Source organism: Formosa sp. S-31 (assembly GCF_051172795.1).
In the GTDB taxonomy this organism is placed as follows: domain Bacteria; phylum Bacteroidota; class Bacteroidia; order Flavobacteriales; family Flavobacteriaceae; genus Formosa.
Genome location: NZ_JAENDK010000008.1, coordinates 890,268 through 902,268 on the forward strand (window position 1 = coordinate 890,268; position 12,001 = coordinate 902,268).

The following is a 12,001-nucleotide window of genomic DNA, read 5'->3' on the forward strand; positions in this document are numbered from 1 at the left end:
TATGGTAGTCCATAGTTTATGAAACAAAAAGATCCTTACGCTGCGCTGCGTTATAAAGAATTCAATTGGTTTTTACTCGTGCGTTTTGCCATGGTGTTTGCCTGGTCTATGCAGTTTATCGTTATTGAATGGCAGGTTTATAGTTTAACTAAAAATCCATTGTCTTTGGGAATAATAGGCTTAATGGAAGTTATTCCGGCTGTGTCCATGGCTTTATTTGCTGGACATATAGTCGATCAGAAAGAAAAGCGCAGTTTATTGTTTAAATGTATTTTAGGATTTTCGGTCATCAGTTTAGGGCTATTTTTATTAACCTGGCCTAAAGTTGTCGAAGGGTTTTCAAAACAGTGGATTTTATATGCTATTTATGCCTTAGTATTTTTAGGTGGATTTGTACGATCGTTTTTGGGACCTACAATTTTCTCGTTGTTATCGCTAGTGGTACCTAAAAAACTATATCCTAATGCGGCCACATGGAGTAGTTCGGTATGGCAGATGGGAGCGGTTTTAGGTCCGGCGCTGGCAGGTTTTTCCATTCATTTAATTGGGGTGCACTGGTCTATGTGTTTAATTGTAGGCTTTGCGATAACGGCATTGTTAGCTTTGACTCAAATTTCAAAAAAGCCCATTTTGAACCCTAAAATAGGCGAACCTGTTTTACAAAGTTTAAAAGAAGGTGTGAAATTTGTTTTTGATACCAAGGCCATTTTGGGAGCTATTACTTTAGATATGGTTGCGGTATTGTTTGGAGGTGCTGTCGCACTTTTACCGGTTTTTGCTCAGGATATTTTAAAAGTCGGGCCTCAGGGCTTTGGTGTACTTCGGGCGGCCCCGGCCATTGGTGCGTGTATTACCATGCTTATTTCGGCGTATGTGCCTTTAAATAAAAATGCGGGAATGAAATTGCTTGTGGCCATTTTTGGTTTTGGTGCATCTATAATAGTGTTCGGACTTTCCAAATGGTTCTGGCTGTCTGTTGGTGCTTTATTTTTCAGTGGGGTTTTTGATGGTATTTCCATGGTGATTCGTCAGACGATTTTACAACTTAAAACACCAGATAATATGCGTGGTCGTGTAGCTTCGGTAAATTCCATGTTTGTTGGATCTTCTAACGAGTTGGGAGCTTTTGAAAGTGGATTAACCGCAAAATTAATGGGTACGGTTACTGCTGTAGTTTTTGGTGGTAGTATGACCTTGTTAATTGTTATAGCAACTGGCTTAGTATCCCCCACATTCAGACGTCTGGATTTACGAAAAGATCTTGAAGCTCATGAAAATGAAGCGTAATTAGCTTTCCAGTTTTTTTAGTTCGAATGTTTCTCCATCGAACTTTCCATAGGTATAATAATTAATCCAATCGCCCAGATTAAAATATTTAGAAGTTTCTTTTAACGCTACTTCCATTGGTAAGTGTCGGTGTCCGAAAACAAAAAAATCGTAGGTTTTAGTTTCCAGTTTACGTTTACAGTATTGTACCAGCCATTCGTTGTCTTCGCCTAAAAACTTCGCGTCTTCATCTCCGGAAATAAGTTTGTTTTTTACAGACATGTACTGAGCCAGACGCACACCTAAATCAGGATGTAACCAACGAAAAAGCCATTTTGAAAACGGATTGGTAAATACTTTTTTCATGCGTTTATAACCTTTGTCTCCCGGTCCCAAACCATCGCCGTGGCCAATTAAAAACGTCTTATTGTTGAAAGTGAATTCCTGAGGTTTGTGGTATACAGGAATATTGAGTTCCGTTTCAAAATAATCGTCCATCCACAAATCGTGGTTTCCGACAAAAAAGTAAATGGGAATACCTGCATCCCGTAATTCGGCAAGTTTCCCCAGTGTTCTTACAAAGCCTTTAGGAACTACCGTTTTATATTCGAACCAGAAATCGAACAAATCGCCCAATAAAAATATGGCAGCGGCGTCGTGTTTTATGCTATCCAGCCAGGCTACAAATGTTTTCTCTCGCGGGAGAGATTCCTGTGTTGTAGGAGCACCCAGATGATTGTCTGATGAAAAATAAACGTATTTGCCTTTGGGAATTTGCATGTTGTAAATATAATTAATGTTTGCTCGGTTTTGGAACGTGCTTCGGGATTTGGTTCTGCGTTAAGGATTGAGCCTTTGTTGGAGCTCTTTTTAGAGTTTTAAACCTTAAAAAAGCGACTGGCAAAAGCCTGACCCGTAGCGTAGCTTAGGGTAACGCTCTACTGATTATCGCTGGCATACCATTCGGCAAAACTGGTATCGGTTTCCTGTAATTTTAAAGAATGCAACTGGATGTGATCGGGAAGGTGTTTTTGTATTTTTTGAGCAAAATCGATGACCATCATTTCGCTGGTAGGCTGGTAGTTTACCAGTAAAACATTGTGGCCGCGTGTTTCCAATTCCTTGGCCAGTTCTATATGTGGTGTGTTTTTGTTAAATACAGTAGCGTGGTCGAATACATCTACAATTTCATGCTTTACGATTTTTTTTAAATCGCCAAAATCGATAACCATTCCAAATTTTACATTGGAGTTATCGGTAATTGGAGTGCCAATTACGGTAACCGATAGTTTATAACTGTGGCCATGTACATTCTTGCATTTTCCATCGTAGCCGTAAAGGGCATGACCGGTTTCGAAAGTGAATTGTTTAGTGATTCGAATATTACTCATTATAAAATAATTTAACAGTGCAAAGGTATTGAATTTGTGAAAGCAATTTGTTTTTAGATTATATTTGCGCGCTTTTTATATGAAATACGTGTTAAGGTATTAATTTTTAGGAGTGTAACTAAATGAATAGACGCTTTTAATGCAAATGCTTTTTGAGCATTTGGAGGTTGCTGAAAATCCGTTATACGAGAAGATCATAGATGATCTTTTAAATCAGCAGTACAGTATAGTAGATGACTTTTTTAATGCCGACGAGGTTTTAAAACTCCGGGAATCTATTTTACTTAAATATGAGGAAGATGCATTTAAAAAGGCTGCCATTGGTAATCGCGTAAATGAAACGATTGAAAAATCGATTCGCGGTGATGTGATTCTATGGATAGATGAGCAGGAACAAAATGGGGCCGAAACACTGTTTTTTTCTAAAATAAATGCTTTGGTGCAATATTTAAACAGAACCTGTTTTCTTGGGATATTGCATAAGGAATTCCATTACGCCATATATCCAAAAGGGACGTTTTACAAGCGTCATTTAGATACCTTTCAAAATGACGACCGTAGAAAACTGTCGTTTGTGTGCTATTTGAATGATGAGGACTGGGCACCGGAAAATGGAGGCGAGTTGGTTATTTATACCGATGAAAACGGAGTTGAGGTAGAAAAAGTAATTTATCCGTTTCCTGGTCGAGTGGTTGTTTTCGAAAGTCAGGTATTAGAACACGAGGTAAAACCTGTAAATACTAAACGCTATAGCATTACAGGCTGGCTGAAAACGCGTTAAAATTAACGACGATTTTTTGTGCGGTTATAAATGTAAATTATTACCAGCACTAAAGCGAGTACAAGAAACAGGCCGTTGCCACTTAAAAAGTTTAAAATATTCATAGGTCTTTGTTTTTCTTTTTGTTGTAGTTATAGAGCAGATACGCCACAAGTACTAAAATAATAAAGGGTAACATAGAACCAATAAAAACGCCTATCTGATAACTGGAATCGGGGGCGTTTTGTATTTTTTGCTCAATATCTATGTCCTGAATAAGGGGCATCATTATTTTAGTATTTTGGTTATATCGTCGTTTTCAAATTTAGGAGAATTATATTACCGGACTAAAAAAAGTTGTCTGAATTTTACAATTAGCGGAATACCTCGTGCAGCCATCCAGAGGGTAAAGGCAATAAAAACAGCGTAAAGTTTGTAGTCTAAACGGTCGAACAGTAATAGTGTAGGGACAAATACCAGAAATGTAGAACCTAGTAATACATTTCTCAAATATTTCATCTTTCCTAATCCTTTAAACATTCCATCAAAAATAAAGGCCAGAGCACACAGGGGTTGCATCGCTAAAACAATCCAGAAGACGTCGTAAAACTGCTCCAAAACCAGGGGTTGTTTGGTAAATATGTGACCGATAGGTTTATAAAATAAAGCCCCTGTAAGTGCCAGTACGATGCCAGATAAAATACCGTAAACGATTAATGTATTACTGAGTTTAATTAACAGATCTGGTCGTTTGGCTCCGAATAATTTACCCGATAGTATATTTCCTGCGCTGGCAAATCCGTCAATTAAAAAAGCACCAAAAAACCATAAGTTTATAGCAATGGTGTATGCGGCAATATATGATTTGCCATAACTGGTAGAGAATGAACTGGCTAGAAATAAAGCGGCATTTAGCGCCAGAGTTCTTACAAATAAATTAAGAATCATTACCACGAAATTGTTTATTTCCTTGTTAAAAGGGAAAGAGACAAGTAATGGAATGTCTGTTTTTCTGAACAAATAAATACCCGATAATAAAGCCATTAAAATTTGAGCTATAACGCTGGCATAAGCTGCACCTTTTATGTGCAATGCGGGAATAATTTCGGGAATGCCGTAAACCAAAACATAATCTAAAACAATGTTGGAACAAGATCCCACTATAGCAATTACCATAGGGTAATAAGTGTTTTGTAAACCTCGGAATGTGCCGAAAATGGCAATAGTAAATAAGGTAAAAGGAAAGCCGAAGACTCTAATTTTATAATAGGCTTTAGCGTAATCCAGGATAAGTCCGGAGGCGTTGTAAAGTTTAAATATGGATTCAGCTAGCGGATATGTAATTAGAATTATTAATAGGCTTAGCGCAGTTATTAAGAAAATAGCCTGAGCGGGTAGGTTTTTAACGGCGTCTAAATTGTTGGCGCCTAAATACTGCGAAATAATCGAAGATATGGCACTACGACTCTGTCCCAGTACCCATATTAGCATAGAAATAAAGGTGCCGACTATACCTACTGCAGCCAAGGCCTCTGTGGGATTTATGTTAACATTGCCTACAATTGCAGTGTCGGTAATAGATAAAATAGGTTCGCTAATTCCGGCAATTATAGCCGGAATCGCCAGTTTGTTAATGTGTTTTAGACTAATGGATTGATCCAAATTTTTATGATGTATTGGGTTTAAATCTGCGAAGGTCGTATTTTTTTGTAAGCTGAACTTTAAGCAGAAGAAAGATTATTGGTAGAGTTTTAGATGTTTTAGTTTTTTAATAGTAGTAATTACGGAGTTATTTTATTACTAAGATATTTTTTTAACAATAGAATTTCAGTTTTTATAATACCTGATTTATCTGATTCAGAAGTTTTTTACTTGTTGTGAATTTTCTAAATTTGCATTTCATTTAAAATTAATCTAAATAAAGATAACTGTTTTTGATATGAAACATCTGCTGTATCTTATGTCTGTTATTTGTGTGTTGTTCACCACAAACGCCTGGGCTCAAATTTCGGAAACAGCAAGTTTATCTGGTCGAGTAACCTCAGGTGACGGCGAGCCTCTTACAGGTGTAGATGTCGTTTTGATGAATACAGGGATTGGTACTTATACAGATGTGGATGGGTTCTACAGGTTAACCAATATTCCTGCGGGGACACACAACGTTCAATTTAGTTATGTTGGTTTTACAACACAAACCGTGGTTATCGAGTTGAAATCAGGTGAAGCGTTGGAAAAAGCGATTGTGTTAACGGAAGATGTAACACAAATTGATGAGGTTACAGTTAAGGGCTTGTCTAAAGTTCAAATAGTAAAAAGAGAACCATACAGCGTTAAAGCAATTTCAGCTAAAACATATTATAACCTTTCAACCGATGTTCAGAGTATCCTGGGCCGTGTGGAAGGGGTGAATATTCGCGAGGAAGGTGGTTTAGGATCGGATTCTCAATTTTCTTTGTTTGGATTTTCCGGAAATCAGATTAAATTTTTTATAGATGGAATTCCTATGGATAATTATGGTTCGTCCTTAGGTTTAAATACTATTCCTGTGACTTCCATTGAAAGGATAGAAGTGTACAATGGCGTTGTTCCGGTTTATTTGGGTACAGATGCTTTGGGCGGTGCAGTAAACATTATCACTAAACAGAATAGTAATTTCTTGGATGCAGCCTATACTTTTGGTTCGTTTAATACCCATCGCGTAGCAGTAAATGGAGCTTACACCAATAGTGAAACCGGATTTACAGTACGTGGAAATTTCAACTTTAATTATTCCGATAATGATTATGAAGTTTTAGCCGATATAACCGATGTCAACGGAAATATAGAAGATACGCGTTGGGTGGAACGTTTTCATGATACTTATAAATCGGGAACCGCGAAAGTGGAAGTTGGAGTTGTAGATAAAAGCTATGCCGATCAGTTGTTAATTGGAGTTACGGCGGCCAAAGATGAGAACGATGTGCAGACGGGCGCGACCATGGAAACCGTGTACGGAGGTATAGAGCAAAATAGTGAATCTTTAATTTCAACTTTAAAATACAGTAAATCAAATTTATTTACGGAGGGATTAGATGGCAGTTTTTACGCAGCGTATAATGCTACGAGAACCTTTAATTTAGATAGCTTAACTGGTGTTAGATATAATTGGTTAGGCGAACGTATTTATACGGGAAGTACAGAAGGCGAACAAGGCGAAAGGAATGATGAAACCATGACCGATAACGAATTTAATACCCAATTTAATTTGGGGTATGCGTTAAATGAAGTACATACTGTAGCTTTTAACCATGCGTTTCAGTATTTTAATCGCGAGGTAGACGATGTTTTAAATCCTGATAAACCAGAAAATCAATTTCCAAAGTCTTATTACAAAAATAACCTAGGGGTTTCGTACACTTTTAGTCCAAACAAAAAATGGAATGCAACCCTGTTTGGAAAAGGCTATTTTTTAAATGTTGAAACCAGTAAACAATATGATTTTGGTACTCCTAACGTAAGAATAGATTCTTATAAAAATTCGAAAAATGCTTTTGGTTATGGTTTGGCAACCACTTATTTCCTATTGGAAAACCTTCAGTTAAAAGCATCTTATGAGCACACTTACAGAATGCCTGCTCCAGAGGAAATATTTGGGGACAATCTGTTTGTAACGGCCAATCCAGAGTTGGGGCCTGAGCAAAGTGACAATTTTAATTTTAATGCGAAATGGGATTTTGAGCCTGCAGAAAACCACAATGTACAGTTGGAAGGTAGTTTTATTTATAGAAATGCTTCCGATTTAATTTATCAGAGAGTAACGGTAGCGAATCCGCAAACCAGTTATGCAAATTTAGCGGAGGTGAGAACCCTTGGTTATGCCGGAACGCTTAATTATAAATTTAAAGATTGGTTGCGATTGGGAGGAAATATTACCTATCAGGATATCACGGATCAGGCGGATTTTGTCTATAACGATTATGCTGGTCAGCAAACAAATTTCCAGAAAGGCTTTCGAATTCCTAACACACCTTATTTGTTTGGTAATGTAAATGCTGGTGTCGATTTTAAGGATGTTGTAGTAAAACAATCGCATTTAAGTGTCAATTATTTTTTCAACTACATCAACGAATACTTCTTAAGCTGGGCGGAATATGGATCGGAAGATTCCAAGAAAATTATTCCTGAGCAGTCTTCACACGACTTGGCCGTTAGCTATAGCCTCAAAGATGGCAAATACAATTTCACTTTAGAATGTAAAAACCTAACAGATCAGATGCTGTTTGACCAATATAAATTACAAAAACCGGGACGGGCTTTCTATTTAAAATTCAGATACGCTTTATAAACACAGAACAATAATTAAATACTTTATACTATGAAAATATCAAGAAAAATTTCAGCATGGAGTTTAGGACTTATGGCAGCGGTGTCTATGATGTCTTGTAGCTCAGACGATGATAGTAACGATTCTGGTAGTTCGGTAACCGAAAAACCATTCGCCTTATCATTGGCAATACAGGGGAGTGAAGGTGGTTTTACCTATTATACTGTGCCTTTTGAAGATGTTATGGAAGGAACGCTTTCGGCTTCAGGTCAAGGTATAGAGCAGCCAGGATATTACGATTTTACTAAAGTAGACAATACCATTTATAGTATTGGAGGATTGGATAATACCGATGTGTCTGCCATCACTCAAAATGCCGATCAAACGCTTTCAACAGAAGGGAATGTATCTTTAAATGAAAGTATTTTGGATTTGGTGAAGGCTGATGATGAGACGTTGATTTCTGTGTCTCTACCTTCTACAGTTGGAGGTGTGGTTACCTTCCGTTTGTTTGATGCAAACACTGTAAGTATTACCGAGACTGTAGAATTGCCATCCAGCGATTTACACTCTGCAACAGATGCTGTTCCTGCATATTCAGGGTTACGCGTCGTGGGCAACCATGTATTTTTAAGCTACTATATGAGCAATCCAACAACGTGGGCAACAGAATATACTGATCAAGCACAAGTTGCGGTATATTCTTATCCGGAATTGGAATTCATTAAAGTAATTACAGATGACCGTGTTGGACCAATTGGTGGATTTAACATTAAGTCTGGTTTGGAAGTGGACGAAGCTGGAAATATTTATGCTATTTCTCACTCCAATCCTGCAAACGGATATAGTCAATCAACCAAACCTGCTGGAATTTTAAAAATTAATGCAGGAGAAACTGAATTCGATCAGGAGTATTTCTTCGATGTTGAAGCAGCTGCCGATGGTCATAATATTTCCCATTTAAAATATATTGGAAACGGAAAGGCTTTTGTAGAAGTAAATACAGCAGCTAGAAGCGAGCAGGGGACTTGGTCTGATAGTCCGTTACGTTCGGCTGTTGTGGATTTAAATAACTTCACAGTAAATTATATAGACGGTGTACCACTACATAATGGTGACGGTCGTCGTTTGGCAGCATTGTATAACAATGGTTATGTATATTTATGTATTCCTGAAGATGGTAGTATCCATTTGTACAGAATGGATACAACTAATTATACATCTACCAAAGGAGCTCATATTCAAGCTAATTTCGTAGCAGGATTCTTCAAATTTTAATTTATAAAATATACCGGCTTTCGTACCTATTGTGCAAAGCCGGTTCCTTTTTTAGAGGCTAATGAGTAAAAAGCGTAAAAACCCGAGTAAATTGAGGCAATTAAATAACTGGCTTCACCTATGGCTGGGATTAATTTCCGGTATTGTAGTGTTTATAGTGAGTATTACCGGATGTTTTTATGCCTTTCAGCAGGAGATTAAAGACAGTTTGGAGCCTTGGCGCTTTGTGGAGGTTCAAAACAAACCCTATGTAACCCCTAGTCAATTGCTGGATACTGCAGCCGTTTATATGCCTAATGCTAAACCCACTGGATTAACTTATGCTAATGTAGATGGCGCAGCAGCTGTTGGGTTTGGAGGAATGGAAAACGGAAAACGTACTTTTTCAGTTGTTTTTATGAATCCGTATACAGGAGAATTTTTAAAGAAACAACAGCCTATAGGAAGTGGCCAATTTGACTTCTTTCGTTTTATCATAGATGGTCATAGAGCACTTTGGTTACCATACGAAATTGGGCGCCCTATCGTTGGGGTGTCTACCTTGGTGTTTTTATTGTTGCTTATAACCGGTTTGGTGATGTGGTGGCCGAAAAACTGGAAGAAAAGTAATCGTGATAAAAGTTTTAAGATAAAATGGAGGGCAAAGTTTAAACGCCTTAATTACGATTTACATAATGTTTTAGGCTTTTATGCATTGTTGTTTGGGTTGATTTTGGGAATTACCGGATTGGTCTGGAGCTTTCAATGGTTTGACCAAGCGGTATATTTTGTTGCTTCAGGTGGTGAAATTAAAGAGATGGGGCATCACCATCCTCATTCCAATTTAGAAAATAAAACCTTGGTTTGGAATGATAGCTTGTCACCTTTGGACAAGGCCTGGTATAAAACGCTGGAAATTGATAAACAGGTAAAGGGGATGTATATGACGCCAATTTTGGAAGATGAAGATGATCCTATAGAAATTACGGTATATCATAAAGCGGGATCTTGGTACGACCATAACGAATATTTTTACGACAGGTACAGTTTAGAGCCTCTAGAGCAGGAGGGAAGTAAATTTTCTGAAGCGTCCTTTGCAGATCAGTTATCCATGATGAATTACGACATCCATATTGGTTCTGTTTTTGGTTTGGCTGGAAAGGTATTTGCATTCCTCATCAGTTTAATTTGTGCCAGTTTACCAGTGACCGGATTTTTGGTTTGGTGGCATAAAAAGAAGAAAGCGAATTCTAAAATAACTTAGTATTAGTTGATTAACTTTTATGGAAAGTTGATTTAAACATAAATTTCAATTTTTTGAAATTATGTGAGAAAAAAATGTAATTTTGAGAAAAATTTTTGGGGATGTAGCTCAGTTGGCTAGAGCGCTTGACTGGCAGTCAAGAGGTCGTCGGTTCGAGCCCGATCTTCTCCACTAGTGATAGCAAGGGTTTCAAGAAATTGAAGCCCTTTTTTGTTTTGGAAGCTCTCAGTATTAATCATAATTAGTCGATTCAAAGTTTTTAAAATGCATTCGGAAAATAGAAGTCAAGGGATTTCACGTAGCTGCTTGCTTTCACAATTTAGATCTCATAAGCTGTAGTCGTTTAAATACGGCTTTATAACGAAAAAAAATGGGCTACGTGTTAAATTAAACTTTTCAAACTTTAAAAATCGTAAATTTAATATACCTCTTAAAAATAGGTTTTTCGTTCCACTGTAAATTGCTAATACAATTCAGGTTTAGCTGTTACATTACTAATTGTTCAATAGTTGTAGTATTGAATAGTTACGATTTATAACATGGTAATTCTCCCTGGGCGCGTAAAATTTATTTTATTATGAAACCGCTATTTTTATTAATTGCCATTTGTATTCTTTTTTCATGTTCTGATAACAATAATGATGAAATAGACGAAGACAGACTTATTACTAATTTTAAAGCCTTATACGAAAGCACCATTCATTTTGTTGAATTAAATAAAATGGTTGAAGGGGATAGTATTTTTAAAATTGGAGGAGTAACCAAATCAGGAACACTTAGCTATTCAATAGTAAGTCAGACGCCTAAAAATGCGTTTAAAATTGATGCGGACACAGGAATTATAAGGGTTAATGATGAAAGCCTGATACATACTGTTCCGTTAAACAATATTTTTATTATTAATGTTGAGATTAGAAATGAGGACGTAATTGCGACTTGCAGGTTGAATTTGTATGTGAATACCTGGATAACCACTGAATGTGAACTGGCAATGAATAGGTTTTATGAGTCTTTTTCAGAGGTTATTAGTTATGACGTCTATACTACTTTAGAAATTGAAGGCGATGAATTTCAAATATCCTTTTCGGTTAAAAGCGAAAAAAACCTGTGTAGCATTGGTAATTGGTTCAGTTCTAATAATACAGAGCCTATTTTAGTTGAATTAACCGATGCTGAAGGCGAAGAATTATTGAAGGTAACTTTACAGGCTCAAGATGCTGATGGGTGGGCAGGGGACTATACGTATTTATATGATATTTTATATTATTTAGATATACCATTAAAATCAGATGAGGTATATACATTAAAAGCAACGGGAAACCATTTTGTTTCATATGTGCATAAGAAGAAAAATGATGAAGCTATAGTTTTTCCAATAGATTTAGATGTGTTTACAATAGTTGGTACACAATATACCGACAAGGATGGTAATATTTATACAGATAATACCATATGTATAGAACAGATATATATTATAGATTAGGTCAATATAAGTTAATATATTATAAAGTGTTTTCTGTTGAAGCTACGCAGTTCAAAGATTCTATAGAGGAGGTAATATCCAATTCCACCGATTTGGACTATCGTATCTTTTTATTGGATTATTAGATGCAGGTTTTGCGTCTTCTTCAGGCTAAAGTCCTCTTTCAGGAATAAGATTATTATATATAAGATACCCTTGATTAAGGCGATTCAAAACTTTCTTTTTGCTTAACTGTTTGATTTTAAGTGTTACTAAAAATAATTTCAAAAAAAGGCGT

The 12,001-nt window shown here is 36.6% G+C and carries 10 protein-coding genes and 1 tRNA gene; 7 read left to right on the top strand and 4 right to left on the bottom strand.

The window, feature by feature from the left end:
- Positions 1-18: 18 nt before the first annotated feature.
- Positions 19-1,287 (top strand): MFS transporter, encoded by a 1,269-nt coding sequence (locus I3217_RS13500; RefSeq protein ID WP_435050290.1) that lies wholly within the window; start codon positions 19-21, stop codon positions 1,285-1,287.
- Here the strand turns inward: I3217_RS13500 and I3217_RS13505 are convergent, their stop codons facing one another.
- Positions 1,288-2,046, bottom strand: coding sequence for a UDP-2,3-diacylglucosamine diphosphatase (locus tag I3217_RS13505; protein ID WP_435050291.1), 759 nt, complete (start codon positions 2,044-2,046; stop codon positions 1,288-1,290).
- A gap of 158 nt (positions 2,047-2,204) precedes the next feature.
- Complete coding sequence (locus tag I3217_RS13510) at positions 2,205-2,657, bottom strand: 6-pyruvoyl trahydropterin synthase family protein (protein ID WP_435050292.1); 453 nt, start codon at positions 2,655-2,657, stop codon at positions 2,205-2,207.
- 139 nt (positions 2,658-2,796) lie between these two features.
- On the opposite strand from I3217_RS13510, the gene I3217_RS13515 reads away from it, so the two are divergent.
- Positions 2,797-3,438 (top strand): 2OG-Fe(II) oxygenase, encoded by a 642-nt coding sequence (locus I3217_RS13515; protein WP_435050293.1) that lies wholly within the window; start codon positions 2,797-2,799, stop codon positions 3,436-3,438.
- Positions 3,439-3,538: 100 nt separating this feature from the next.
- Here I3217_RS13515 and I3217_RS13520 read toward each other — a convergent pair whose 3' ends face one another.
- Together I3217_RS13520 and I3217_RS13525 are read right to left on the bottom strand one after the other, a co-directional pair.
- Positions 3,539-3,706, bottom strand: a complete 168-nt coding sequence (locus I3217_RS13520; protein WP_435050294.1) for a hypothetical protein — start codon at positions 3,704-3,706, stop codon at positions 3,539-3,541.
- 50 nt (positions 3,707-3,756) lie between these two features.
- The gene (locus I3217_RS13525; RefSeq protein WP_435050295.1) at positions 3,757-5,079 is read right to left on the bottom strand and encodes an MATE family efflux transporter; all 1,323 of its coding nucleotides are present in this window, start codon (positions 5,077-5,079) and stop codon (positions 3,757-3,759) included.
- Between the two features lie 277 nt (positions 5,080-5,356).
- Between I3217_RS13525 and I3217_RS13530 the strand changes: the two genes are divergently transcribed.
- The 5 genes from I3217_RS13530 (at position 5,357) to I3217_RS13550 (ending at position 11,724) form a co-directional block, all read left to right on the top strand.
- On the top strand, positions 5,357-7,741 hold the full coding sequence (locus I3217_RS13530) for a TonB-dependent receptor domain-containing protein (protein ID WP_435050296.1): 2,385 nt from the start codon (positions 5,357-5,359) through the stop codon (positions 7,739-7,741).
- 30 nt (positions 7,742-7,771) lie between these two features.
- A complete protein-coding gene (locus tag I3217_RS13535) occupies positions 7,772-8,998 on the top strand; it encodes a DUF4374 domain-containing protein (protein WP_435050297.1) in 1,227 nt (408 codons plus the stop codon).
- Positions 8,999-9,059: 61 nt separating this feature from the next.
- On the top strand, positions 9,060-10,241 hold the full coding sequence (locus I3217_RS13540) for a PepSY-associated TM helix domain-containing protein (RefSeq protein WP_435050298.1): 1,182 nt from the start codon (positions 9,060-9,062) through the stop codon (positions 10,239-10,241).
- Between the two features lie 97 nt (positions 10,242-10,338).
- A tRNA-Ala gene (locus I3217_RS13545) sits at positions 10,339-10,412 on the top strand.
- A 406-nt stretch (positions 10,413-10,818) separates the two neighbouring features.
- On the top strand, positions 10,819-11,724 hold the full coding sequence (locus I3217_RS13550; RefSeq protein ID WP_435050299.1) for a cadherin repeat domain-containing protein: 906 nt from the start codon (positions 10,819-10,821) through the stop codon (positions 11,722-11,724).
- Positions 11,725-12,001 lie beyond the last annotated feature (277 nt).